We start from the raw sequence: 26592 nt of genomic DNA, 5'->3' as shown, positions 1-26592 counted from the left end.
TTCATCTGCATCTCGCCAATTCCCTGTTTTTAATGGCTGCCAATGCGCCTTGCCTGCCTGTTTTTCCGCCGCTATGGCGGTGCGAATAGAAAATGTCGCTCTGGCACGATGTGCACCTATTGCAGACATCAACTTCCGACACACCTGCTTCGTACAACTGCAGAGCATTAAAAGCCTTAAGGTCAGGATGGGGAACGTCATTTTTCCAACTTATCAACTCAGATGAATTGGCTGATGTTGTCGTCTCTAATTGAGCCTTTACATCAAGTCCTGTTGGATAGCAGCAATTTCCAATTGATGGTCCTATAGCTGCCACAATATTTTTTGTCTGTGAGTTTAAAACAGAAGCCAGCATATTGGCCGCATAAGAGGAAATACCGGCAGCCGTTCCGCGCCATCCGGCGTGCACGACGCATACTGCATCTGTTGTTCTATCAAAAAGAATTACAGGTACGCAGTCGGCAAATTGCAGGAGTATAGGAAATTGACTGTCGACTGTGGCGGCACCATCTGTTTCCGGCAAGTCTTGGTGCTCCGTTATCCATGCAACGTTTCTTGAGTGAACTTGTTGAGGCACAATGAGATTTTCAAACGGCAGATCAAATATTTTGCACAGTGCTTGCCTGTTTCTTATAGCGTCAGCTCGTGCTCCATCTGCGTCCCAATGTTTGCCTAAATTGAACGAGTTAACAGGCTCGACACTTTGTCCGCCGAGACGAGTAGTAAAAGCATGCGTAAGAGTTTTGTATTGAGATAAAAGCGGGGAGTACAAAAGAGTTAAGCCGTCTGTCTCCACCAATGGCCAATCGTTCTTGATTAGAGCCTTGGCGGCAAGATCCATTTGAGACTGTGCTTGCATACTCATTAATGCAATGATAAACCACCACAGATGTTAAGGGCCTGTCCATGGATACCTTTTGCATTGTCTGAACACAAATATGTGACGAGATCGGCGACCTCAACCGGGTCGATAAAGCGCATTTGGGGCACTGAAAGCCTGGCTACATCAACCGAATCAATTTGCTCAATGTTTGTGAGAGTCAGGTATTGGTCGTCATTCAACTGATTAAAAGTCATATCCGTTGCTACCCAACCAGGACAGATGGCATTGACCGTGATTCCATGTTTGGCAGTCTCTAAAGCAAGTGCTTGCGTCAGTCCGATGAGACCAAACTTGGAGGCTGAATAGGCGCTGCCATAGATTTCAGCGACTTTGCCGGAAATGGACGATATATTGATAATACGACCCCAGCCTTTCTTGATCATCAAAGGGATGAGGGCGCGGCTCATGAGAAAGGGTCCGGTCAAATTGGTGTCAATTACTGATTGCCAGCCAGCAGTTGAGTGATTGGTGATAGGCTCGGTTATGTAAATGCCGGCATTGTTGACAAGGATGTCGGCATCACCTACCTCATCTATAGCTGCCTGAATGAAGTCATTTACTGCCGGCTCAGATGAAACATCAGCCACCTGCGCAAAGCACTTTATGCCAAAATATTCACACTCTTGCTTGACATCGCTTAGTGTCTTGAGGTTGCGAGCGCAAATAGCCAGATTGGCACCTGATTCGGCAAGCTTTAATGCAATTGCTTTGCCGATGCCACGGCTGGCACCTGTAACTACTGCCGTTTTACCCTTCAAACTGGTTCCATTTATAGGCATAATTGGCTCAATTGTCGACTCTTGAGGCGGTCCTAGCTTTAAGTAGATCTCAATGCCTCGGGCTGCTTGACAGCTTTTGGTTATAGATGATCTCAAGCAGAGCTTAGGCTGCTCTCAGCAACTTGGGCGGGAACATTGGTACACTTTGGCAGTCTATCACTCTCGATGGGTGCAAATCCGTATCTACAGGTGAAGGAAAAAATGAGTTTTTCAAATATGTCAAAGTCAAAAGTAAAAGTCTTATCCGTAGCAATAGCCTTGTCGCAGACATTGGCATTTGCTCCGCTATCAGTATTTGCTGCTGATGGAACTGTCCGATTGGCCGGACAAGTTGTTATTACAAATAGAAGTGCTGCCGGTGGTATGACTGCCGACAAACGCACAGAAGCAATTCAACGTAATTTAGATAATGCACTGGTTGCTGCGAAGAACCGCACACCGCAAGCAGTTGATATTGTCTATGTAAAAGGACTGCCTGTTATCACGCTCGATGGCTATCAAATTGCCACTGTTGATGATGCCAACGCAAAAGCTGCCGGCACCACGCCGACACTTCTAGCTAAGACGTGGGCAGATGGCATAAGGCACGTGCTTGTTGACACAGGTTCTGTAGAAAGCTATATCGCTCAGTTGTCCGGCGATTATCGTGCCAGCGCTCCGCAAGCAGCGGCTGCACCACAGCAACCCCAACAACCGAGCTACCAGCAAGCAAGTTACCCGCCGCAGACAAGCTATCCTCAACAAGGCAGCTACGCTCCTCCAACTAACTATGCAGCAACCCCCAACTACCCGAATCCGGCGATGAGACAAGGACGCGTAATATACGCTCCTGCCGGCTTGACTATGAACACCATTTTGTCGACTTCAATCTCAACGCAAGTTGCACAATCCGGTGATACCATTCAAGCGAATGTTGCCGAACCGGTAAATCTCGGTGAAGGTACAATACCAGCCGGCTCTGTCCTAATTGGACAGATAACCGAAGCAAAATCCGGCGGCTTCTTTGGCAGATCCGGAATGCTTGGAATTAAGTTCAACCGCCTGCGCACACCGGACGGTATAGAGACACCAATCAGTGCTCACATTGTTGGTGGCATTGGTAAGTACGCCGACATCGGTGGAGACCAAAGCGATATCGTCAAAGGGGAAACCATGAAGACCAAGCTTGGACAAGCTGCAATTAGAACAGCAGTTGGTGCAGGCGCTGGTGCCGCTCTTGGTACAGCAGTTGGTGCAATCGCCGGACGTTCCGGTCGTGCCACCGGCCGTGGTGCTTGGTCGGGAACAGCAATTGGTGGTGGTTTAGGCGCCGTTCAGAGCGTGACCATGCGTAAGGGTAATGATGTGAAAATCCTATCCGGACAGCGCATGCAAGTGCAATTGGATGCTCCTGTATCCATATCCGGTGGTGGAGTACCTCCGTACACTGGTGCCTTCTAGCTCCAACTGCAAGGTAAACTAAATAGATAACTCTAAAAAGCCCTGCTTCTGCGGGGCTTTTTAGTTGCGATATATGTTGCCGGCGCAGAGCGCAGGACACGCATGCAGTATACTTTCAATGTATTGCATTTTAGCGAGGTCCTATGTCTCTTTCGATTATTCAAGAAGCAATTGCCAACAAGAAGATGCTTTGCCCGAAGTGCAAGAAGCCTGTTCAAAAGTTTGAAAAGTACGCTGAAACCATTGATGCTGTTCGTGACGGCTTCAATATTGTAGAGATTGATTCGCGCGGCTCGCGCGTGACGCTTACCTGCGGCAACGACGGTTGTGATTGGAAAGAGCGGACCGAGTATTGGCTTAATTTGATTGAGGATTAGCGCGACACAAGGACGGGCGCATGCAATGCGCCCCTACGCAGGACAGAGGCGCGGGCCCTTCGCAGTGCGCCCCTACATAGGACAGAGGCACGTATGCAGCGGCTCTTCGCAGAGAAAATTGGTGATCGTACAATCGATATGTGAGTGCGATTCAAGCCTTAAACAAAAGCCCTGCCGTAAGGCAGGGCTTTTGTTTTGATTTACTAGGTTATCGACAAGGAACTTATTTAGATTTTGCCTTGGATGGCTTTTCCTTCACGATTGAGCCACGAACCTTGGTTGAAGCATTCGGCATAAGCGAAGCATCAGTTACCTGTTCACCTGTGAACTTCTCATTCATTTCTGCGAGGAATTCATCACCTGGTTTAATGATTGCCTCCTGTCCGCGAACAGTTGTATCTTCAATCAACCACGATCCCGGCACTCCACTCAAGGCTCCCCAGAAGAAACCTTTGAGACGGCGGTGACGGACGTTTAAGCCTACCGGTTTAGCAAAAGCGAAATCCGGATGAATTGCCCCCATCACACCAAGGGCGACAGGCATTGCGCCGAAGGTCATCGGACCTAAAGGAGCCATGGCGAAGTTCATACCGATACGAATGGCTTTGTAGCGTAATTGAGTTGACCATGGACCTGTGATTTGTCCTTTGTGGTTAACACCAAGTTCACGACCCTCAGCCTTGTTCTTAATGATGCGGGCCATTCTTGCCGGTTGCGCTTCCAATTTGATGTGCTCACCTTTTTCATTGATGAGTTCGTCAAATTCAAATCCGAGTACACCAGAGTTGCGATAGAAGCGTGTTGTCGTTACCATGGAGCCCAAGATTGTTCTTGCGCGCAAAACGTAGTTTACGTGACCGGTTACAAGGCTACCTTTATTAGCAATGTGACGATCGCCGATTTTTACTTCGTACTTAACTCTTGCTTGGAAGGGATCACCCTTCTTGGTTGTTTTGCTGTTTAGTTCAGACTGCATAACAACCGGGAAGCGAGCACCGGCTTTGATGACGGTTTTGCCGTCATCGGTCGGCATTTCCTCATATTTGATTGTTTCTTGTGTCTCTACTTCTTCATCGTTATCAATGATGATTGGTCCACCGGCTGTTGCTGCCTCTGTTAGAGGAGCTTGCGGAGTCTGTGGTGCTGCCGGTACGTATGGAATTGGTCCAAGCGAAAGGGCGGTGTTTGTATTAACCGCACCTGGAGCGGGAGCTTCAGAGGTTGATTCAGATGCTTTGACGACGGTTGTAGTCGTTTCTGTTGTCGTAGTTTCGGTTGGGGTAATGTCGGATCTAACTGCGATGCTCTTGCTGGATTCTTGAGCGGCATCGACTAAGTCTTGTGATTCGACTTTCAGTGTTGTCGGTATCGGCAGATTTTTGTTCTGCAACATTTCGATGCTTGCTGAGTCGTCAGCAAAGGCACAAGTACCAAGTCCCAGTTGCGATGCAAGCATGAGGCTTAGGGCGAGTGGCATCATCCCAGGTTTCCGTAAAGTTGTGGCGCGCTTTGTCATTTTATTTCTGGTCCTTTCGTGACGCCTTGGAGCTTGTGCAATTTCTTGTCGGCTCTCTGATTTCTCAGTGCCGGCATGCCTTCTAAGCCAGGCATTGATCATATACAACCGATAAGTACTTACCAAACTCCTTGATAACTGAATTAATCCACCGCATACAGCCGAAACCAGACACCAAGCTAGAAGCTTGGTCCCCATATCTGATACGCCGCCCAGAGTCTGGGCGAAGCATTGCGAGATAGTCCTTTAAGTTGCGCTTTGCGCAGGGATTTTGCCCGGCTCAAGCCACCATGCGATTCCTTATAGAACTCAGCAAGTTGACCTGATCTGTCTTCAACGGGCTCTTGCCATAGGCTCATCATTACATTGCGTGCGCCTGTGTAGTTGAGCCCGCGGCTAAACACCTTGACTGCATGTCCGCGCGTATCTTTGGGATTTACTGTCGTTCCTGATAAGACAAACAAATCCGGCGTCAGGTTTGTTTGAAACAGCTGCTTGGCCGAAAGCTTAGGACTGTTCTTCTCCTTGTTGACAAGGACAGGTATTTCTACCATCAGCGGATCGTTTGCCGGCAAGGTTAGTTGTGTCGCCAAGTGGAGGTAGCTATTGCCTGCTGATTTTTCTTCAAGTTCGGGCAGAGAAGTTTTGCCTGTCAACATGGTGATGTTTTCCGGTTCAAATGCTGAAGCCACAGCATTTACTTCGGCACTGGTTTTTACAACAGAGCCTGCAGCCGGCTCGGCAAGGACTACATTTTGTCCGGCGGTCTTGTCCTGGGAGCTTGCACCGTCGACGAGAGCCGCGGCGGAAGCGAACATGGAAAGCGTATGGCTTTCGACCAAAAACTTACCGGTGTTGTCGATAAGAGCTGCAAACGGAACATTCAACAACACGGCATCCGGAATAACAACCAGAGTGTCGTCTTCATTTTTAGGCAGTGTCGCCATAACATTCGGCGGCATCAGTTCAGTGCCTAGAATCTGCAACATTTTCTTGTCTGCATCAGATGCAGGAGCTGTAGCTGTGGTTTCCGGTTTTGTCGAAGCGTTTATAAGTGAAGCCACTTGTGACTCGAGCTGTTTACGTCCGACGGGTAAGCTGAAGGCAGCTAATTTACCTTGCGGGTTGATGCTAAATACCATTGAGGAATTGCTGCCCACAAAATAATCGAGCACAGTCAAATGTTTTTGTTGTGCCAGACGTGTGATTTCTTGCGCGGTTAACGGCAATGGTGCCACCAGGCGCGCCAATGGTTTATTCTCAGCAGCTAACTGAGCAAAACGACCCATCCAGTTTTGCCATTCTTTGACCAAGTTGGTCGGGTTGCTGCCGATTTCGGCTGCGTGGATGTGAATTCTTTGCTTGTAGAGATCGTTGTAGATTTCTTGATCAGCCGCTTTCACAATCCCTTGCGAGCGCTTCCAATCCGAAATGAATGACTCTTCCTTGAGCTGCGCTGCGACACTGTATGCAGTGCCGGCCATTTTCTGTCCCACCAAAAGTGATACCAGCTTGTAGGATAGATCTTCTCTGCTTGTTGGGAAGTTGAGACTTTCCGCGCTGCCGAAGTTGCCTGCTTGCGGCGAACGTATAAATGAAACAGCGCTATTTAGTGCGTCCTTGATTTGTTGCTGCTGTTGCTGCAACTGCTGTTGTGTCAAAGGTTGAGCCGCAGGGATTTGCGCTTGATTTATGTAAATCTGGGCAAGATTTGTGTAGTTGCGCCAGAGGCTGGCATCGTCGTGTATTTTTTCGCTAATTGCGATGCCTTGTTTGATAAATGATTCTGCAGCGGATGTCTCTTTCAAGGCAAGACATATCTCACCGAGTGCGGCATATGTGCGACCTTCAAGAAATTGGTTGTCCAATTTTTTGAAGTTTGGCAATATTGCTGTGAGAGTTTGTTTTGCTCCTCTGTTGTCGCCCGAACGAGCCCTAGCGTAAGCCAGGTTCTGCATGATGATGACATTGAGCTTCGGACGTCTTGGAGTTGCTATTGCTTGCATCTCCAGCGCTTGTTGGAAGTGTTGGAATGCCGGCTGATATTGTCCGAGTTGTGTTTCAACAATTGCCAAAGTATTTAAAAGCGTTGCCTGCGATAAGGCATTTCCTTTGGTCTTCAAAATGGCACAAGCATTTTCCAAATATGTTTTGGCTGTTTCCAATTCACCAAGTGCCGACAACGTTGAACCATAGCCTGCTTGAAATTGAGCGATTGCTAATTGATCAGCAAGCTTCACTTGTGTGGCCATTGCCATGTCGTATTTTTGCAAAGCATTTTCATACTCGCCCAAGTTGTATTGACAGTTTGCTAATGTGGCAAGCGCACCGACTACAAGCGCCGGCTCTTTGGATGCTAGTGCGGAAGTCAGTGCTTGATTGGCTTCTTCTTCACCGGCAACTAAGTAACCCAATTCCTGGTACATGGCAGCAATTGCCGTGCGCATTGTAATTTCATTGGCGTAGTCACCAGCTTTTCCATAGTAGGAAGCGGAATTCTGGAAAAATGGAATTGACTCTTTCAATTTGCCGGTGTTTGCCAATAAGTTGCCGGCGAGATTCATAACTTTTGCAGCATCCGGTGCATCGTCAACACCCAACTCGGCATAAGATTTCATCGCCATTTCGAGCAATTGTCCGGCAAGAGCATGGTTGTCTTGTTTGAAATATACTTGCGCCATTGCAACGCGTGCACGCGCAATAGCTTTTTGATCGGAGCTGTTGCTTAAAACCTCAAGAGCATTCTCACCTAATTCTTTTGCACGTACTAATTGCCCACGATCGTAGTAGAGGCGGCACATATTAGTAAGTGCACGGCCTTCACCTTCTGATGAGCGCATTTCCTTTGATAAACCATAGGCTTCTTGCCACTTTGATAAGGCTTTGTCTAAATCGTGTTTTTGAAATGCGGCTTCGCCTTCGGCTTCAAACTTCTTAAGTTTGTCTATCGTCTCAGCAGTTTGCGGGACTATCGGCAAATACTGAAGTGTCGGATCTTCTTCATTCGCAGGGGCTTTGGAAGCTTTGATAACAGCTTCAGCAGCGGGTGTTGTCGTCGTCTTTACACCGGAAGCAGCTACTGCCGGCAAGCCGATAGACAGGGCAAGCAACAACGACATTGTCGTTCTTGTAGAAGACAAGAGATTGTTGTAATTCACAGAAGTCCCCTTCACTCAAATGACGGAATTATCAAACCATATTATAAGAGAGAAGCTTCTGTAGTGGCAGATAAGTTGACTCACCCAAATAGGAACAATTAAAGGATAATAGGCGTCGACCAACCTACTCTTAATTCTGTTTAGCAGAGTTGTTTTCAAGGAGTGGTATCAAAAGATATCCAATGAGTATCAAACGGTAGTCAGCTGTATCTTGAATAGACCAAGATTCTAGGAGGATGGTTCATATGATTCAAAGCGGAAGAATTGCGTATCTACTTACAACGAGCACATTAATTATCAATATGGCGTTGCCTGCAGTTGCAGCCAATACACAGCTGTACGGTGGTACAAGCAAAAACACCACGCAGTCAAGTGCTACGAAGAAGTTTTTCCAAACACATCCAAAAGTACGTAGCGCCACAGTTGGTGCAGGCGTTGGTGTTGCTGCCGGAGCAGTTACCGGCTTGGTAACAGGCAAGGGTGTTGGTCGCGGGGCACTAATTGGAGCCGGTGCCGGTGCTGGTGTCGGCGCAATTAATTCCAGTGAAACTTTGAAGCGTCATCCAATAGTCAAGACTGTAGCAACTGGTACAGTAGCTGGTCTGGGCTTGGGTTTGGCATCTAGCCGCGGTTACAATAAATCCAAGAAGGTCGGACAACTGACGGCCGCTGGTGCCGCTGTTGGTCTCGGCGCAGCACTCTTGAAAGATAAACTCAGGTAATGAAACACAGGGATCACGGACTTTCGGTAGCACAGACTCAAGAATTTGACCTCGTTGTTATTGGGGGCGGCATCGCTGGAGCGGGAATCGCACAGGATGCCGCTTCTCGTGGACTTTCGGTAATCATTATTGAGAAGGAAGATTTTGCCTCCGGTACTTCTTCTAAAACAACAAAACTTATACACGGCGGACTCAGGTACTTGGAGCAAATGCACTTCAAGCTAACAAGAGAACTCTGTCAAGAAAGAGAACTGTTGGAGCAGTTGGCACCACATATGGTGCGCGATTTCAACTTCGTGTTGCCGACAGGACGTAGAAACTGGTTTTTTGGACTGAAGGCGCGACTCGGGTTGACCATTTACGATATTGTTTCTTGGTCGGCAACCCACCAGAGACACGAAGCCTTGTCGCAGGATGAAACGCTAAGCGTAGCGCCGTCGCTTTCCAATAAGATGGTCTCCGGTGGTCTGCGTTTCCATGACGCTATTACTGATGATTCAAGACTTGTTGTTGAAGTAATTAAATCTGCCTGTCACTTAGGTGCAACAGCAGTTAATTACACGGAAGCAAAAGGATTTGTTATCGAGAACGGACGTCTTGTTGGAGTCAATTGCCGGGATCGTTTGAACGGCACGGAATTTGTAATAAAAGGACAATCGTTTGTAAATGCTACAGGCGTCTGGGTCGATCAAGTATTCAAAATGCTGGATCGTAACTGGGGCAAGCATGTTGCACCTTCCAAGGGAATTCATATCATTGTTCCTAATTCCGCTTTTGAAACAAGCACCGCGCTATTCTTGCCGACAACTGACGGCAGATACGTCTTTGTTATTCCTTGGCAAAGAGCATTGATGATCGGCACAACTGATCACCCATATCATGGTGAACTGGAAAATCCAATTCCTGCAGGTGATGAAATAGATTACTTGTTGTCTGTCGTCAATGAATATACGGATTCGCATAAGTTGAGTCGCAAAGATATTACCGGCTCATTTGCCGGACTGCGACCGCTTGTTGAAGATCCTCTGCACGATGAAGATTCATCAGGTGCTTCGCGCGAACATCGTATCTTTGATGGTCCGTATGGAGTTATTGGTTTAACAGGCGGAAAATTGACCAACTACCGCTTAATGGCCAAGCAAGTTGTGGACAAGGCCCTTTTGAAATTGCCGGAAGAAGAGCAAGATCATATCGGTAAATCTAGAACGCAAACAATTATGCTGGGCGGCTGGCTTGATAAACAAGATTTTCTTACGGCGTCTGCGGCGATTTCTGCACGCGCGCGTAAAATGAAACTGGAGCCGGCGGCAATTGATCATTTAGTCTCCAGTTATGGAGCTGACGCGCAAAGAGTACTCGATTATTTAGAGGCAGAGCCGCAATTGTCTGAAAGAATTTGTCCTGACTTTCCGCCATTAATGGCTGACGTGAAATTCTGTGTTGAGCAAGAAATGGCCGTGTCGCTGGAAGACATGCTGTTCAGGCGCTTAAGACTAGGTCTTGTGCATCAGCGCCAATGCATGGAGGCGGCTCCACGCGTGGCTAAACTGATGGCTCAGTTGCTCAATTGGGACACCGTGCGTATGGATCATGAACTCAAAGCGGTTGATTCATTGCTGGATGAGCATTTGAAATTAGTTTGTGTGCCGGCTTGATGATGCCTTCAAAGTTGAAAGTCTTGGTTACAGGACCAATTACAGAGCATGCGGCTGAAAAGCTTTCGTCTTTTGCTGAAACTGATTTCTATCGTAGTGAAAATAAGCTAGAGGGTCAGGAACTCATCACGAGACTGCAAGGCTGTGATGCGGTTGTCTGTCAATTGTCCGGGCCTATAACAAAGGATGTAATCGATCACAATCCGACTCTCAAGCTTATAGCTAATGTCGCCGTTGGTTATGACAATATTGACGTGGAGGAAGCAACAAAGAAGGAAATTCTTGTTCTCAATACGCCTGGGGTTTTAGATGACGCAACAGCAGACATCGCCTTTGCCCTGCTAATCTCAACTGCAAGACGAATTGTTGAAGCCGACAAATTTGTAAGAGCAGGCAAGTGGGAAGGCTTTCGTCTTGATCTAATGCTGGGAGAAGATCTTGCCGGCAAGACAGTCGGAATTATTGGACTTGGTCGCATTGGACAGGCTTTTGCTCGCAGATGCTTGGGCTTTGGCATGAAAGTCATATACAGCCAGAGAAATAGAGCCGATGCAAAAATTGAATCGGAATTGAACGCCGTCCATGTCAATCTTGACGAACTGCTGAAGCGCTCTGATTTCATAAGTATTCATTGCCCGCTGACAAAAGAGACCACGCATTTGATAGACGAGCGTGCTTTGTCTCTAGTGAAACCTGGTTGCATTTTTGTTAATACATCTCGTGGACCTGTTGTCGACATCAATGCCCTTATTGCCGCGCTGAAAAATGGCAAACTCTACGGTGCAGGGCTTGATGTTTACGAACACGAACCTGAAGTACCCGCCGAACTCATAGCTATGAATAATGTCACTTTGTTGCCGCATATAGGCAGTGCAACTGAAGACACACGCAAGAAAATGTCGGAACTAGCCGTCGATGGACTTATCTCGGCGTTTTCCGGCAAGGCGCCGTCAAATATTGTTAACAAAACAGCATGGGACGCTTTTTGTAACCGAATTAGCTCGCCTACATCTACTAAGTAGAACTGCTTTCTTTGCGGTATTTGTCCATGAATAAGGCTATGCCTGCTATGGCAATCACAAACGTGATTATCGAAGCAATTACCGGCACCTGTATGCCGAATTTCATTATGCTGTCTGTACGCAATAGTTCTATAGGCAGTCTGCCGATTGAGTAGAGCGCCAGATAAGCCATAAAAGTTACGCCCGGATACTTCTTAAGTTTTTTGCCAAGATAGAAATATAGAAGTAGGAAAATCAGCAGATCCCAGACTGACTCATAGAGAAAAGCCGGATGGAAATATGACTCATGCTGATACTTAGCCGGTCGCATTTCTTCCGGAATGTAAAGTCTAAATGGGAATGACGGATCAACCGGACCCCCAAAACATTCGTTGTTGAAGAAATTGCCCCAGCGTCCAATTGCTTGCCCAAGTGATACCACTATGCCGCCTATATCAAGCGCTTTCAAAAAGGGGATCTTATTGAAGTGACAATAGGCATACGCGACCAAAACGCAGCCAATCATGCCGCCATGTATTGAAAGCCCGCCTTGCCAGGTAGCGAAGATATTTTCCGGATGTAAAGCAAAGGCCGGCCATTCAAGGGCGACAAAGTAAAGTCGCCCGCCGACAATGCCGCCAATGAAGGAAACCAAAATTGTATTGACCAACTTATCCGGGTCTATTGAATAACCCTTGGCCAGCCTGTGGGCAAAGTAAGTTGCCGCAATGAAGCCCAGGGCAATCATTACGCCATACCAGCGAATGACTAAAGGACCTAAGGTAAATATTATCGAGCCAGGCGATTGCATAAGCTAACAATTCTAACATTTACAAGAGGTCCAGAAGCGACTACACTTACCCTGAAGCGAAGCAAGAGCGGCGACGAGCCGGTCGCAGCGTAGCGAACCTAGAATGCTGGCAAGCTTAGCGAAGGCGAGGCTATGCGAGCCGGAGCGTTATATAATATGCCAAAATCGAAATCACGTTGGGTCTGCCAAGAGTGTGGATTTGCTTCCTCTGGATTTTTGGGGCGTTGCACGGAGTGCGGTGCTTGGAGTTCCCTTGTAGAAGAAATTTCAACAGAGTCAACAGGCAAGGGTCGGCTGAAAGAATCGTCGAAAGTTGAAAGCAAACCAATCACTCTAGATTTTGTTCAACCTGCTGATGAGGCGAGATTTCCATCAGGACTTAAACAGGTTGATGAAGTTTTAGGTGGTGGAGTCGTTGCGGGTTCCGTAATTCTTTTAGCCGGCGATCCAGGCATTGGTAAATCAACAATGCTTTTGCAAATGGCTAGATTAATGGCCAAGCGTGGACGCGTATTGTATGTGTCTGCGGAAGAATCGGCACAACAAGTGAGACTAAGAGCTGCTCGCATAGGACGCAGCTTCACGGGTGAAGACGAAGAAGTCGATGTTCTAATTACGTCTGAACAAAACTTGGATTCAATTGAGCGTTACATAATTGAGAGTAAACCGGATTTAGTTGTAATCGATAGTATTCAATCTATTTATCATCCGGACATTAGTTCTGCTCCTGGATCTGTTGGACAAGTCCGCGAATGTGCTGGAGTTTTGCAAGTACTAGCCAAGTCGCGCGGCATTTCCATGATCATCGTAGGTCATGTTACGAAAGACGGATCAATTGCCGGACCACGAGTACTTGAGCATATTGTTGATGTTGTACTTCAATTTGAAGGCGAACGTCACGGACAACTGAGAATTTTGCGTGCAGTAAAAAATAGATTCGGTTCAACTTCAGAAGTGGCGATCTTCTCTATGAAGGAAGAAGGACTGAAGGAAGTTGATAATCCGAGTGCTTTATTTCTTGCTGATAGATTGAAACGACTTGGACACAAGCAAGCCGCATCAGGTACAGCAATTGTGGCAACGGGTGAAGGAACAAGAACGTTACTTCTGGAAGTCCAAGCACTTGTTGGCACATCCGCATATCCGAGCCCACGACGTGTAGCCAATGGTTTTGATTTGAGCAGAGTCTTGCAAATATTGGCAGTGCTGGAAAAGAAAGCTGGTCTTTCATTGGCTCGTGAAGATGTTTATGTAAACGTAGTTGGTGGATTTGAATTTTCAGATCCGGCAGGCGATCTGGGAGTCGCGCTGGCAGTTGCAACATCTTCTCTGGATCGCTCCGTTGATCCCGGACTAGTTGTTATCGGTGAACTTGGACTATCAGGTGAATTGAGACCTGTGGCAGCCATTGATCGCCGTCTCAAAGAGTGCCAGCGCATGGGCTTCACCAAAGCCATTGTCTCAGCCGGTAACGAATTGACTGGCTTCAAAAAAGGCAGCTTGGAAGTAATCACCGTTGAATACTTGAGCGAAGCTCTCGAGGCTGCTATGCCGGGCTTTAAGACTTCCCGCCGCAAATCCCCCGCTCAAGACATGTCCCCTCAGCCTAAACCAGACCCGACTTTCCAGTCCGTGTAGGGGCGCATTGCATGCGCCCTTTTGGCATGCTCGCCAGCGATATTTAGCCGGTAAAATGTAGAATTAGATACGGCAAGCCCTTTTAATGTAGGTGTTGGATTGGCAAGGAAGAGCGCAGGCTCTGAAGAGCCCAGTCGCGAGAAGAAATTAAGTGACGAGTTGGAACGGCAGCTTGCCTCCCTTCCGGACACTCCTGGCGTGTACCTATTTAAGGACGAAGACCAAGAAATTGTATATATAGGAAAGGCTTTAAGCCTCAGATCGCGTGTTAAATCCTATTGGAATAGCACCGGCTGGCGCGAGCGCCCTAAGCTCTTAGTTATGATGCCGAAAATAGTGTGCATCGAAACTATCTTGACCAATTCCGAAAAGGAAGCGCTCATCCTTGAGTCTACTTTGGTGAGACGTCATAGACCCCGATACAATGTGGCGCTCAAAGACGATAAGCGTTATCCGTGGTTGGCTATTACTTATGATGAACCTTTTCCACGTCTGATCATGGTGAGAGAGCCATCAAAGTTTCGCAAGACAAATCCTAAAGCGAAAGTATTCGGCCCATACGTAGAAGCTGGTTTGATGTGGCAGACAGTGCGAATTTTGCGCAAGGTTTTTCCTATGCGTCAAAAGAGAACTCCGCCATTTAAAGATCGTCCGTGCATGAATTATCACATCGGTCTTTGTCTAGCTCCTTGCCAGAAACTAGTTGGTGAGGCTGAATACGACATCATGGTCGGCCAAGTTGAGATGTTTTTGGCCGGGCGCCAGAATGAAGTTCTGGATCTAATGAAAAGACAGATGACTGTAGCGTCCAAGGAACTTGAGTACGAAAAGGCTGCTAAGATTCGTAACCGTATTCGCGCATTGGAGACAGTAGTTGAGAGGCAACAAGTATTTGTTGCAGACAAAAAACTCAGTCAAGATGTGCTTGCCGAAGCGCACACCGAAAAGACCGTAGCCATTTGTTTGTTGCGTGTCAGAGAAGGTATGTTGGTTGCTTCCGATACTTATACTTTACCGCTGGTGGAAAAGACAAGCGCGCAGGAAGCTTTTCAGAGTTTCGTTGATCAGTACTACACTGCTTGCGAAGACGTCGCAGTGCCGAAAGAAGTTTTGGTCAGCCTTGATCTTGAAGATACGGAAGCATTGACGGAAATGCTCACCGGTAAAGCCAAAAGGAACGTTAAAGTTATTACACCGAAAAAAGGACGCAAGTCAGAATTAATTGATCTTGCAATGAAAAATGCGCAATCGCACTTGATGCAAATGCTTGAAGAAGAAACGCATGAAGATCAAAAGACGGCGCTCTTATTGTCTAATCTCAAGGAAGAACTCAATTTAAGTAAATTGCCTCGTCGAATTGAGTGCTTCGACATTTCAAACATTCAAGGCGTGGACAACGTTGCTTCGATGGTTGTTTTCCAAAACGCGCAAAGCAAGAAATCAGACTACCGGACTTTTAAAATCCGCGGAGTAGAAGGTGAAGCTAACGACTTTGCTTCAATGAAAGAAGTTGTTGGCCGGCGCTATAAGCGCATCACGGAAGAGGGCAAATCAATGCCTGACCTCATTATTATTGATGGTGGAAAAGGACAACTTGGTGCGGCGAAAGAAGCGCTCACTGAATTAGGTATCAATGATATCGATATTGTTGGCTTAGCCAAAAAACAGGAAGAAGTTTACCTACCTGGCAAATCTGATCCGGTACTTCTTCCGCGCAGGGGTGAGGCATTGCACTTACTGCAACGTGTACGAGACGAAGCGCACAGATTCGCAGTTACCTTTCACCGCAAGCGCCGCGCGAAAAGATCATTAGTTTCCGGGATGGACGATTTACCAGGTGTTGGACCTCAGCGCAGAAAATTGCTACTGGATCACTTTGGTTCATTCGACAAAATAAAACAAGCAACTGTAGTGGAGTTGGCAGAAGTTCCTGGAGTTTCTGCCAAACTGGCAGCCAGTATTCATGCCGTACTCCACAAAGCAGATGCTTAGGGTTCCTTGATGTCCTTGCGTCCGGGCAAACCCGGGCGATTTTGAGATAAAATAGGCGCTTGTCCCTACCTTATATATGTAGTGGGGCAGTAATCGAGGCGTTTATGCTTGACTTCTTTCGGCGGAACTATAAAGCCATTATCTGGTTAATGATCATCTGTTTCCTTGGGACGCTGCTCCCATCAGTGTTTATGCTTGGTCGCTAACCTATGGACTCGAAACAGCCACTAGCAGAGCGTATGCGTCCTACCGACCTCGATGAGTTCGTCGGCCAGGATAGGCTTTTGGCTGAGGGTGGGCTTTTGCGGCAGATGGTTGAAGGTGACCAGCTTTCGTCTTTCATTCTGTGGGGTCCGCCGGGTACTGGAAAGACTACTTTGGCTCGGATAATTGCCAATAAGACAAACAGTAAATGGGTTTCTTTTTCGGCGGTTATTGCCGGCATTAAAGAAATTAAGGCGCTGATGGCTGAAGCTGAAGTCTTCATGAATTTTGAAAAGCGGCGGACTGTTTTGTTTGTCGATGAGATTCATCGCTTCAATAAGGCGCAACAAGATGCGTTTTTGCCTTACGTGGAAAACGGCACAATTGTTTTAATTGGTGCAACAACTGAAAATCCTTCTTTTGAAATCAATTCGGCTTTGCTTTCTCGATTGAAAGTATTTGTCCTGGATGAATTAGGAGTGGATGATGTCGTTTTTATTTTGCGTCGCGCTTTGGAAGACAAAGTTCGTGGTTTGGGCAATGAATCTTTGGTGGTATCAGATGACTTGCTGAGTTTTTTAGCTACTTACGCGTCTGGCGATGCACGAACTGCGCTTAACAGTTTGGAATTGGCGGTCTTGGTTGCAAAAAGACGTGGCGCAAATGAGTTGTCTGAAGCGGATATAAAACAAGCGGTTCAACAAGCTGTACTGAAGTATGACAAAGACGGCGAACATCATTTCAATTTGATTTCCGCACTGCATAAGTCAATTCGTAATTCCGATGTTGATGCGTCGTTGTATTGGTTGGCTAGAATGTTGGAAGCGGGCGAAGATCCTTTATACATTGCCAGACGTCTTGTCAGATTTGCATCGGAAGATATTGGGCTTGCTGCTCCGCAAGCATTGCCTCAGGCAGTCTCAGCCATGCAGGCGGTTGAACTCATCGGTATGCCTGAATGCAAAATTGCTTTAGCGCAGTCTGTTGTTTACATGGCAACTGCTCCAAAATCAAATAGCGTGTACGCGGCTTACAATTCGGCCGCTAAAGATGCTTTGAATACGGTTCAGCATCCAGTGCCATTGCATCTGCGCAACGCACCGACGAAGTTAATGAAAGAGATTGGTTATTCGTCCGGATACAAATATGCCCATGATTATGAAGGGGGCAAAGCGGATATGGACTGTATGCCCAAGGAATTAAAGGGCAGAAAATATTACGTGCCGACTAAACGCGGCTTTGAAGGTAAGCTTCCGGGTGACGCTTCGGCTTAGCCCTTGTTCACGTCAAGAATTTGGTTGCTGCGCATAAACTTTGGTGTGAAGTAATGCCACCAGCGGCGCGACGACAAAACGGTAACTTGTTCTCTGGCTTCGTTAAGTTTTCTACCCAGGCGATCGTTTTCCAGTTCAACCACGCGCAAGAGATCATCAATGATGTCACGCTCGATTTTGATCTTGGATACCGTATTCATGAGCGACTCTTGAGTAGCTAGTAGGTGTTTGCGCTCGGTTTCAAAACCTTGAAGCTTCTTGACTTCTGCTTCTAACTCTGGAATTGCTTGCATGGCAAAGGTTTGCAAAAGAATGATCTGTTTTAATTCGGCATTCTCGTTGCTCATTGAGCTGAGTCCGTTCAAAAGTGCCATTACTCTTCTTTGTAGATAAGCAACTTCAGTGCTTACTTCGCTGGCAACCTTTTGTTCGCGAGCTTGTTGCACTACTTCTAAAACCCGGCGACGCAGTTTTTGTTCGTTGACTTGTTTGACTTGAGGATCCTGCCCGTCAGCCACCAGATCAGAAGCCCAGTTAAAGAGACCTTCGAGGCCTTCAAGACTGAGATTTTGATCGTGTGCGGGAATTGAAAAATTAGTAAGTGAGTTCGTTAAATGTTGGCTGGCACTGTCCACGGTGTCGTCTCCCCTTCAATGCTTAATATGATAACGGCAAGTTTGCAAATGTGCCAGCAGTTTTGATTTTGCAGGTGTGATACCGCCCGTGATGCGAAACGATCTAGGGATCGGACTTTCCGGCTTTTTTTGATTTTTTGCTTGGTTAAATCTAAGACGAATTTCTGATCAAACTTCCTTAATGCGGCCCCAATTCGTATTAACCGCAAGCCGTTGCGTAATAACCCCACAGACAACGGGCAGGCTGCAAGTTAATGTTAGCCAACTGGGGTAAAAGCCCCCAAAGTACCGATCAGACAAGCGCAATGCAAAACACAAAGACAACTAAATTGGCAAAAGAGAAAGAGCTGGCGAAGCTTATGCCTCTGCTTTTGGCTGCCGGTTTTGCTTGCCAGATACCTGCCCTTGCCGGTGATGACGACCACGTTTTTGGCCGTCCGGGCAGTATGACTCGCGTGCCTTATACGCCAGGTGATCCGTACACAGATTACGGTCAAGGGACGCCCGTTAGAGGTTTTGCCGGTTATCCAATGACGGGAAACGGCAGCTATCCTATATCCAAGTCAGATGCCGGATCAAACGAAACTCTCCGCAATCCCTATATTCCAGGGACGATGGTGACTGAGCCTTATCAGGAAGCTCCAATGAGCCAGATGCCTGCTTGGGGTGATGGACCGACTTCCGTTGGTATCAATCCTGGTGATTGGGGTGCTCCATTTTTACCGCCGACGCATATGCAATTTCCACTTCTTGATGGTAGTGAAAGTAAAGACTATGCGCGCTCAACCGACATGCCACCATCTGCACCTCTTTTGAAAGGACCGGATCCGGGTCCTATATATGCAAAAGACGCAGGTGCAATGCCTCCTGTTGAAGTAACCAATATTCAACCGCAGGGTGGTCTTATGGGCAACCCGCCAATTCAACGTTGGGCCTCGCAAAAGACAAGAGACCTTGGTGTTGATCATGGCACCGGCACACAGCTTTATGACTTCGGACAATATTTGAAAGATGTTGCGGTAATTAAACCAACGCAATCTCAATCCGGTATTCGTCCAACAGCAAATTCACAATCAGTTTCTATGTATGCAACAAGCAATAGAGATCCTAACTTGCCCAATGCTACTGAAACTCAAAACCTTTATGGCAATCGCCAGAGATGGAATCGTCGTAATCCCCCACTTCGTCCGCAAACCACATTGGTTAAGCGCTAATCGGCTCCAGGAGGCCAATTATGTTCAAGACAATGACTAGAATAATGCTCCCACTTGCAGTACTCGCTGCAGCGCAGGCAGCTCACGCGCAATCGGCATCGATGTTGCGTGACCCGCTTATTTCGGGTGCTTTATCCTCACCGCCATTCGTTTGCCCGCCGGAAGGTCAACCGCCCGCAGTAGGCGATGGACCAACGTCGGCGCCGGTGACGCCCGGTATGGGTGGCTCACCTGAATTGAAGCCTTGGGTAACCAATATTCCAGCCAACACAGCTGGTGTTGCTTCCTCCGGTGTTCCATTGCCGGTTACGCCATCAGTTGTTACACCGCCAGGTGTTCTAGGACCGATGCTTACGCCTTTCATTCCAGCTCCACCTTCCACTCCTGGTGTGGATCCTGGTCCGATGACGGCTCCTTACGGTTCATTCAACCCGGCACAGATTGAAAACATCAATCCTGGTGGTGGCATTCCCGGTACTGGTGGCTACTACACATCTATCCCAACGGTTAGACGTGGTGGTCAGGAATCACACCAATGGGGTTATCGTGGTCGCAACTCAGTATTGGGCGGCGGCGGCGACGGCAGCCAGGATGAAGTAACTAGACTTGGTCCATGGGCTGGTTGGGGCGTGCCTTACGGCGTGCCAACTGGCGACGGTCTTCGTTCAAGTTCAATCGACTTGGGCGGCGGCAGACGCTTCAGCGCCGGCGATTGCTGCACGATCCCTACAGGGACTGCGCTGCAAGACTACGGCTTGAGCTCCACGCGTGATAACCCGATGGCACCTCTCAATGCCCGCCAAGCTTATGAATTTGGTCAAGGTATGAGACGTGAACCGCAATACAGCAGCAAGACAACCGATTTCGGTTTTCCTTACATGCAGTTTGACCCATCCAACACCAACCCGCAGAAGCAAGATCAATTGCTCTTGCCTTATGCAGTCCTGACCAATTTTTAGACAGGGCTAATGGGAAGACTCCCACTCAGATGGGAATTCCCCCGCTTCTCACAGGATAGTGAATAGCCTAAAATCTGCAACCTAATAGCTCCCCCAGGGAAGCATTTCAAGGAAAAACCAAATGAAACTGACCAACATACAAATGAAAGGAAACGCCAAGCGCAAGCTTGCTGCACTTCCTTTGTCTTTTGTTTTGCTTGGCTCTATTTCTTATGGTGCCTTTGCACAGGGTCTTGGTATGGATCAAGATTCACTTCTTCCCCCAGAAGTTGTGCCTGTTGATCCGGCAGTGGCTGCAAGAATGGCTCGCAACCAATCGCACAGTCAATCTAGTTTTGACACAACACCGGATTCGGCAAATGTGCCTGGACTAGTGCCTGACTATCAAGCCGGTGCAAACAACAATCCTTATAAGCAAATGCAAAAGGCAATGAATGATTCAATGCATGGAAGAGCTGCAATGCCGGCTTTTCCAAACAACCAAGCGCAACTGAATCAAATCAACGCCAACATGGGCGGAACTAATCCATATTTGGTTCCTATGGGCACCAACCCGATACCGAACCAAGCCGCACAAAATATGGTCAACCAAGGTATGGTGGCGGTCAATTCCCCAATTAGTGATGGTCCTGGCTTTGGTCAGTCACAAACACTAACTGGTGGTTCGACCAATCCAATAGTCAGACGTGATACACGTCGCGGCGGAGCTTCTAATGCCTTCAGCTCGATTCCAGGACTCCTGAAAATACCAACAACATTTCTTGGACCTGGCATTGGCTTTGGCGGAATCGCAGGGGGCGGAAGATAATCCATGAGTAAGACAAATATGAACATCAAATATTTTGCAATGAGTGCACTGGCGTTGACAGCTATGTTGATAGCAGTCAATCCGGCTAATGCTCAACAAAGAGCTGGAGCTCGCTTCAGTTTTGCTCCCAACTATTACAAAACGGAAGAGCCGAAGGTTCCTCAAATGAGTCATGCCGTACAAAGCGGCAGCGTACCGAAAGGTGCCAACTTCTTGGGTCTTGATCCAAGCATGTTGGAAAAGCCGAAGAGCCGTGAGCAAGTAGCTGCGCGTCCGGCATTCACAACGGTCACTCCGAAAGTAGAGTTTAACAGTGCCTTTGGTCAGCCGGCTATTCCGCCTGCCGAAGTAAAACCAATGATGGCGCAAGCTAAATCGAAGCCGCTGACGGCTCGTCCGATTATTGCGCATCGTGGGCACCATACAACTTCTGTCAATGCCAAGCTAATGAGAAAGAAAGCACCAAGTGCGCTTGATGCAACTCCGGCTCAATTGGCTAGCTATGACAAGAACGTCGGTTACGCTCCGGGAACCTATCTGCCAACTTCGGCTAGTGACGGCTACCAGAGAAATGCCGATGTACACGGCAAGGTTTTGAAAAACTAAGTTTTATTCCAGACGCTACAGGACACATCAACCTAAACAAGGAGGTTACAAATGGTTCCTAAAGTAACAGCAATAACGAAGAAGGTAACTTCTTCGCGCGCCTTCAAGGTTGCCTGTCGCGTGGGCTTTCTACTGGCCCCTCAACTGCTCCTAATTGCAATTGGTGTCTACGATCAAGTAGCCCATGCGCAAGGACTAGTGGGTCCCCCGGTAGACCCTCGCTACGGGCAGTCCAATGAAGTGGGTCAGTTGGCCGACTTCGGATATGACTCCGCAAGAGACATCTCCAGAGTTTCAACTGCTTTATCGACAATTCCTTCATCCGTCGCTGGTATGAAGGTTGCCTTCGGTAGCCGTGATGGTGGTGAATCTGCCATGAACGTCGCCAAAGGTCTCGGTATCGGTTTCGGCGGTCCTACTGCCGTCCACTTAATTGGCACGTTCGCCATCAACAACTTCGGCGGACTGGGCGGCGGTCTCTAAACCGTTTCCCAATCGGGTCGGTATCAAAAGCTGGTACCGGCCCGATGCCTTTAAGGCGGTTTTCCCCACTTAAGGCGACAAAAGTTTTTTAACTAATGAAATTTCCAGGAATACACACGAAATTGACAGGGTGGAAGCGCCAAGCTTCTGCTCTAGTTATGCTTTTGTTGGTGTGTGCCCCTTATTTTGTTTTTGCCTCTTCATGTTTGGCGCAAACAAAACCAGGTGTGCAAAGTTCTTGGAACGATCCAATCAACAGTCAAAATCCATCTGCCGGTGGCAGCTCAGGCACCAGCAGTGACTCGAGTGATCCGGCTTACGAAACAACGCCACCAAAACCATATGACCACAATGTGCCTAATTTTCCGCAAGGTCATGGTGAGGCGACAAATTTAGCTCAGCAGGCTGCTGAACAAAACATGGACTGGAAAGTCACTTGGGACTTAACCAATCCAATGGGCATGGGCAATGACGTCTACAACGGCTTGCACCAGTGGTACACAGATGACATTTTCGATAACCTGTTTGCAGGCATTGGTCAACTATTCGGCAAATGGCTTTATGAGTTTATTACTGGATGGATGTGCGACGTAGTGCGCTTCCTTACAGGAGCTCTTGCTACATTCGTTTTGAACCCAAATATTGCCAACAACGTTGCGCAAGGGAAAGACGACATCTCATTGTCGGTGCACAAGATGGCCGACATCATGATGTCCATCGCCATAGATCTTTTGCTCTTGCTGTTCATACTTTGTATTTGGAAGTATTGGGCAGAAGCTAATTGGAGAGGCATGCTCAACCCGATGGGTTCTGTCATGCGCCTCATCTCTACTGCCGGCGTATTGCTTGCTTGGCCGACCGTCTATTCATTCGTTACTGAATTAGCCAACCAGATGATCAAAGCTATTTGGTTTAACACTGCAGACAGCATGGCTGAATTTGATCAAGCTATAGTCACCATCATCAAAGCAGGTCTGGTTGACACTGCAGCCGGATTGGTTTCAGCCTTGGCGCCAGTCATGGGTACAGTGGGTACCAACGTCGGCTTCGGCGGTTGGGTATTAGGTGCGGTAGGCGGTACGGTTTCATTTGCCGCCGAACTTATTTTTGGTCTTTTAACAGCAATCATCATTGGGCAATTGCTTGTAATTCTCATGCTCAAGGCAGTTCAAACAGCAATTCTCATTGCTCAATATATGTTCGCGCCTTTGTTCATTGTATTTTTCGCAGTGCCTGACACTGAAAGCTTTACAGTTAAGTACATGTACAGCTTCGTGATTGTAAGTCTCTGGACTTTTGTCTGGCTTGCATTATTTAGGCTGCTCATTATTGTCTTGAATTCAGCAAATAATCCTTGGGGCAAAATTTTGCTTGTGCTTGGAATTTTGCAATTGATGATTCAAGGGCCGGCATTCATGATGTCCGGCTCGATTGAACCAAAACTTTCTTTCCTTGATGCAAAAGACATTATCGATAAAGTTAGAGGTGTTCCAGGAGTAGCTGCCGGTGCTGTTTCCAGCCTGTGGAAAGGCGTGCAAGGCGGACCTACACCAGTACCATCTTCCAGCACAATTAATGCCAGTGCTTCGCCGGCATTTGCCGCTTACGGTGCCAATCAGGCTATGCCGGCTGGTGCCGCCGCTGGTGGTACCGGACCTGCTCTTGCAACTGCCGGATCCGCTGCTGCAACTAATACGCCTGGGCAACCTCTGGGATTGCCTGGTCCGAGAATACTTGGATTGGGTGGACCTTCTGCTCCAGGAACGCCAGGCGGTGGACCCAATCCAACTCCGGGACCGACACCGGGACTTGGTGGTGGTGGCGCTACTTTCTCAAGCGCGGGTGCGACAACTGCTTCAGCTGGTGCTACAGGTACTCCGCTTACAGGACAAGGACCAACTATTGGTGGCGGACCTGGAGGCGTAGGTGCAGGCGCAATGCCGCCTGGCAAACAAGCTCAAACAGCTTTCAATGCCGCTGATATCTTTGGACCGAAGACCAAATTCAAGAATGACATCGGTAGCTTCGTCGGTGATATCGCGGATGGCGATGTTGGAATTGCTTATGGTGAAAATGATAAGGCAGGTTACGTCTTTGACAGTAAGAGTGATTTGAAGCAAATAAATATTCCGCAAGGCTCAAGCCAGGAAGACATCGGTAGACGTGTTCTTGTCGGCGCCAGCGCTAGACTTATTAATAGCAATGATTTGGCTAAGCACACAGCTGAACATGGTTCCCAGAAAATGGGATACGATGCTCCGCAATCCGGTGACTTACAGAGAGCAAATATCGAAGGCAAAGACTATAAAGAATCTACAATCGGTAAATTCCGTGCACGTGAGGGTGCGCAGCGTTATGCCGTTGAAGGTGCCGAGGCTTATTATCGCAATGAGAAGGGCAACGACTATACTGCGATGCTCAGGCAAATGCACGGCGATTGGAGCGGCGACAGACAGGCTGATGTCGACTCGATGATGGTTGATACTCAAAGACCTGATTCACCATGGAATGCATCCTATGGCACCGTCGGTGATAACTTATCTTCGCTTGCTATGAAACCAACCGTTCAGAATAGAGCTGCCGCAGGCAATCCATGGATTATGTCCATGAACAAAGGTCAGCAAGCAAAAGCTATTAGAGCAGTATCTGCTTATATACAAGCACAACCTGGCGTTGCCGGATTGGAAGGTGCCGAGCTAAGTTCGACGCTTGGAAATTTGTCCAACAGTCTAGATGCTCAAGATGTGGACGTGATCACGCAAGTCTACGTCAAGTCGAACGGCGCTGAATTGCCGACACTCAATCAAGATATTAAGGCAGGCATTCAGACTCTGACCAGTAGCGGACATATAAGACAAGCCGGCACAGCTTATTCAATTCTAGGTAGCTACTCCGGCAAGTCTACTGTCAGATCGCGCATTGAAGCTGGAGTGAATTTCATTCAAGCCGCTCGCGACGCCGGCATGAGTGAAATGCAGCTCCAACACAAAGACATGGTCGAAGTAGGCAAACTAATAGATAACTTCACGGCTAATAATGAGACGGAGATAATTCCGGATCTTGCTGTCAGCGCAAAGGTATTGGGCGCCGGAGACACAACAGTGAACACCGCTTACACAGTCAACGCTATGCGTACCCAGAACTGGGATGTAAGCCGTATCAACGCTCAGCAATTGCGAGCTGCCGAAACCATATTAAATAACGGCGGAATACCTAGCATGTCTGCTGTAAACAGCATGCTCGGCAATAGAGGACCCAAGGGCAGAAACCCCTGAATCCAGCGCTCTAAGACTTAATCAAAAGTGTGGGAATACTCCCACGAGAATGGGAGTTCCCCCGATTTACCTGGGGCTTATTTATCCCTAAGCTATATGCATTAGAGCTTCCCTTCTGGTAGGCACGATGCAGGTTATGAAAGAATTTGTTCTAAGAGATACGACGCTTCTTTGCCCAACATGTAATTCCATGTTCGGTACTAAGACGCTGGTTGCCTCGCCTGATATAACTGCTGAGACCACTGTAGAAGCCGACTTGCATAGAGTATTGCCGGACCCGGCATTAAGAGCGGCTTTTGTGGCTATGTGCCCTGCCTGTGGCTATGCCTGGTGGGTACAAGCTTTTAAGACCCATCCTTTCGACAGCAAGCTCCTACCTAAACCACTTAGCTTGGAGTATCCCAAGCGCTTTGCCCATGCCGTCCTAACAGGGCGCTCAAGTGGCTCCCACAGCCTCGATTTGGCTCTTTTAGCTCTAAATGGCTACTGGTGCAGCCGTGAAGCCGGAAACCCCGAGATACGCTTCTTGGAGCTTGCCCATCACGAGATGGACAACACCCTCAAATTAGACGATTGGGAAGGTAGCCGTGGCTACTACCACTACGTGATGGGTGAAATCTGCCGTCAGTTGAGAGACTTCAAGGCAGCAATACTGCATTTTGAAAAAGTGACACCAATTGCCAATATTCCGCAAGAGCTTCTAGATAGACAAAAGGTTTTGGCTATTTCTGGAGACTGCGATCCTGCAGTTATGCCTTCTCATTTGGTTGAACTGATGTTTGTTGATCAAGGTGCAAAGGTCTAGGTAAAAGGAAATGATGGAAGATATCACACCACTAAACCTAGAAGACCAACCAAAGTTATTTGGTATGCGTTATGACCAGCTTATTGCTGTGCTCATTTCCTTGTTGCTTGGTTCGCAGCTTTATTCGTGGCTCAACCCGATACCGTTTTTAGGTCATGATCTGCGCTTGGATTTGACCATCTTTGTCATGATCATCGGACCTGCTTATGCACTTATTACATTGGCCGGACCAACAGCTTCGCTTGAGCCAATGATTGAGTCATTCTTTTCTCCTTCTGTTTATGTCCCTGGACCAGATCCAAGTCCGAAGCGGTTTATATCCGACGAAGACTTGCCTGACTTCATTGATTAGGGTGT

At 47.8% G+C, this 26592-nt stretch carries 22 protein-coding genes; 16 read left to right on the top strand and 6 right to left on the bottom strand.

Annotated features, from left to right (window positions below; translation table 11 throughout):
* Position 1: 1 nt before the first annotated feature.
* Positions 2-865, bottom strand: coding sequence for a peptidoglycan editing factor PgeF (gene pgeF / locus K2Y22_11675; GenBank protein ID MBX9879108.1), 864 nt, complete (start codon positions 863-865; stop codon positions 2-4).
* Positions 865-1758: an SDR family oxidoreductase gene (locus tag K2Y22_11670; protein MBX9879107.1), complete on the bottom strand. Its 894-nt coding sequence runs from the start codon at positions 1756-1758 to the stop codon at positions 865-867. Before K2Y22_11670 ends, pgeF begins: the two co-directional genes overlap by 1 nt.
* 105 nt (positions 1759-1863) lie before the next feature.
* On the opposite strand from K2Y22_11670, the gene K2Y22_11665 reads away from it, so the two are divergent.
* Positions 1864-3102 carry a hypothetical protein gene (locus tag K2Y22_11665; protein MBX9879106.1) on the top strand — a complete coding sequence of 413 codons (1239 nt, stop codon included), beginning with the start codon at positions 1864-1866 and terminating at the stop codon, positions 3100-3102.
* Positions 3103-3245: 143 nt separating this feature from the next.
* A complete protein-coding gene (locus K2Y22_11660; GenBank protein ID MBX9879105.1) occupies positions 3246-3479 on the top strand; it encodes a hypothetical protein in 234 nt (77 codons plus the stop codon).
* Between the two features lie 223 nt (positions 3480-3702).
* Here the strand turns inward: K2Y22_11660 and K2Y22_11655 are convergent, their stop codons facing one another.
* Together K2Y22_11655 and K2Y22_11650 are read right to left on the bottom strand one after the other, a co-directional pair.
* The gene (locus tag K2Y22_11655; protein ID MBX9879104.1) at positions 3703-4959 is read right to left on the bottom strand and encodes a hypothetical protein; all 1257 of its coding nucleotides are present in this window, start codon (positions 4957-4959) and stop codon (positions 3703-3705) included.
* Between the two features lie 215 nt (positions 4960-5174).
* On the bottom strand, positions 5175-8153 hold the full coding sequence (locus K2Y22_11650) for a CHAT domain-containing protein (GenBank protein ID MBX9879103.1): 2979 nt from the start codon (positions 8151-8153) through the stop codon (positions 5175-5177).
* Between the two features lie 245 nt (positions 8154-8398).
* Here K2Y22_11650 and K2Y22_11645 point away from each other — a divergent pair, with 245 nt between their 5' ends.
* Genes K2Y22_11645 through K2Y22_11635 form a run of 3 tightly spaced genes read left to right on the top strand, consistent with a single transcriptional unit; the run spans position 8399 to position 11552 of the window.
* Positions 8399-8875: a hypothetical protein gene (locus K2Y22_11645; GenBank protein ID MBX9879102.1), complete on the top strand. Its 477-nt coding sequence runs from the start codon at positions 8399-8401 to the stop codon at positions 8873-8875.
* On the top strand, positions 8875-10530 hold the full coding sequence (locus K2Y22_11640) for a glycerol-3-phosphate dehydrogenase/oxidase (protein ID MBX9879101.1): 1656 nt from the start codon (positions 8875-8877) through the stop codon (positions 10528-10530). The genes K2Y22_11645 and K2Y22_11640 overlap by 1 nt, the downstream gene beginning before the upstream one ends.
* Positions 10530-11552: a D-glycerate dehydrogenase gene (locus tag K2Y22_11635; protein MBX9879100.1), complete on the top strand. Its 1023-nt coding sequence runs from the start codon at positions 10530-10532 to the stop codon at positions 11550-11552. The genes K2Y22_11640 and K2Y22_11635 overlap by 1 nt, the downstream gene beginning before the upstream one ends.
* On the opposite strand, the gene lgt is transcribed toward K2Y22_11635, so the two are convergent.
* On the bottom strand, positions 11545-12342 hold the full coding sequence (lgt, locus tag K2Y22_11630; protein ID MBX9879099.1) for a prolipoprotein diacylglyceryl transferase: 798 nt from the start codon (positions 12340-12342) through the stop codon (positions 11545-11547). The two genes, K2Y22_11635 and lgt, sit on opposite strands and share 8 nt — an antisense overlap.
* 156 nt (positions 12343-12498) lie before the next feature.
* Here lgt and radA point away from each other — a divergent pair, with 156 nt between their 5' ends.
* The 3 genes from radA (at position 12499) to K2Y22_11615 (ending at position 17450) form a co-directional block, all read left to right on the top strand.
* Entirely contained in the window at positions 12499-13980 is a 1482-nt protein-coding gene (radA, locus tag K2Y22_11625) for a DNA repair protein RadA (protein MBX9879098.1), read from the top strand.
* A 99-nt stretch (positions 13981-14079) separates the two neighbouring features.
* Positions 14080-15972, top strand: a complete 1893-nt coding sequence (gene uvrC, locus K2Y22_11620) for an excinuclease ABC subunit UvrC (protein MBX9879097.1) — start codon at positions 14080-14082, stop codon at positions 15970-15972.
* A 209-nt stretch (positions 15973-16181) separates the two neighbouring features.
* A complete protein-coding gene (locus tag K2Y22_11615; protein ID MBX9879096.1) occupies positions 16182-17450 on the top strand; it encodes a replication-associated recombination protein A in 1269 nt (422 codons plus the stop codon).
* On the opposite strand, the gene K2Y22_11610 is transcribed toward K2Y22_11615, so the two are convergent.
* Entirely contained in the window at positions 17447-18085 is a 639-nt protein-coding gene (locus K2Y22_11610; protein ID MBX9879095.1) for a hypothetical protein, read from the bottom strand. The two genes, K2Y22_11615 and K2Y22_11610, sit on opposite strands and share 4 nt — an antisense overlap.
* A 254-nt stretch (positions 18086-18339) precedes the next feature.
* Here K2Y22_11610 and K2Y22_11605 point away from each other — a divergent pair, with 254 nt between their 5' ends.
* From K2Y22_11605 to K2Y22_11570, 8 genes are all read left to right on the top strand, one after another.
* Positions 18340-19299, top strand: coding sequence for a hypothetical protein (locus K2Y22_11605; GenBank protein MBX9879094.1), 960 nt, complete (start codon positions 18340-18342; stop codon positions 19297-19299).
* A gap of 20 nt (positions 19300-19319) precedes the next feature.
* Positions 19320-20258: a hypothetical protein gene (locus tag K2Y22_11600; GenBank protein MBX9879093.1), complete on the top strand. Its 939-nt coding sequence runs from the start codon at positions 19320-19322 to the stop codon at positions 20256-20258.
* A gap of 121 nt (positions 20259-20379) precedes the next feature.
* A complete protein-coding gene (locus K2Y22_11595; GenBank protein MBX9879092.1) occupies positions 20380-21066 on the top strand; it encodes a hypothetical protein in 687 nt (228 codons plus the stop codon).
* 3 nt (positions 21067-21069) lie between these two features.
* On the top strand, positions 21070-21672 hold the full coding sequence (locus tag K2Y22_11590) for a hypothetical protein (protein ID MBX9879091.1): 603 nt from the start codon (positions 21070-21072) through the stop codon (positions 21670-21672).
* 51 nt (positions 21673-21723) lie between these two features.
* On the top strand, positions 21724-22155 hold the full coding sequence (locus K2Y22_11585; GenBank protein MBX9879090.1) for a hypothetical protein: 432 nt from the start codon (positions 21724-21726) through the stop codon (positions 22153-22155).
* A 227-nt stretch (positions 22156-22382) separates the two neighbouring features.
* A complete protein-coding gene (locus tag K2Y22_11580) occupies positions 22383-25430 on the top strand; it encodes a DUF4064 domain-containing protein (protein MBX9879089.1) in 3048 nt (1015 codons plus the stop codon).
* Positions 25431-25566: 136 nt separating this feature from the next.
* The gene (locus K2Y22_11575) at positions 25567-26235 is read left to right on the top strand and encodes a DUF2225 domain-containing protein (GenBank protein ID MBX9879088.1); all 669 of its coding nucleotides are present in this window, start codon (positions 25567-25569) and stop codon (positions 26233-26235) included.
* A gap of 10 nt (positions 26236-26245) precedes the next feature.
* Positions 26246-26587 (top strand): hypothetical protein, encoded by a 342-nt coding sequence (locus tag K2Y22_11570; protein MBX9879087.1) that lies wholly within the window; start codon positions 26246-26248, stop codon positions 26585-26587.
* Positions 26588-26592 lie beyond the last annotated feature (5 nt).

Source organism: Candidatus Obscuribacterales bacterium (genome assembly GCA_019744775.1).
In the GTDB taxonomy this organism is placed as follows: Bacteria; Cyanobacteriota; Vampirovibrionia; order Obscuribacterales; family Obscuribacteraceae; genus SBAT01.
The sequence above is the reverse complement of the archived record's forward strand: the minus strand, read 5'-3'. Positions and strand labels throughout refer to the sequence as shown.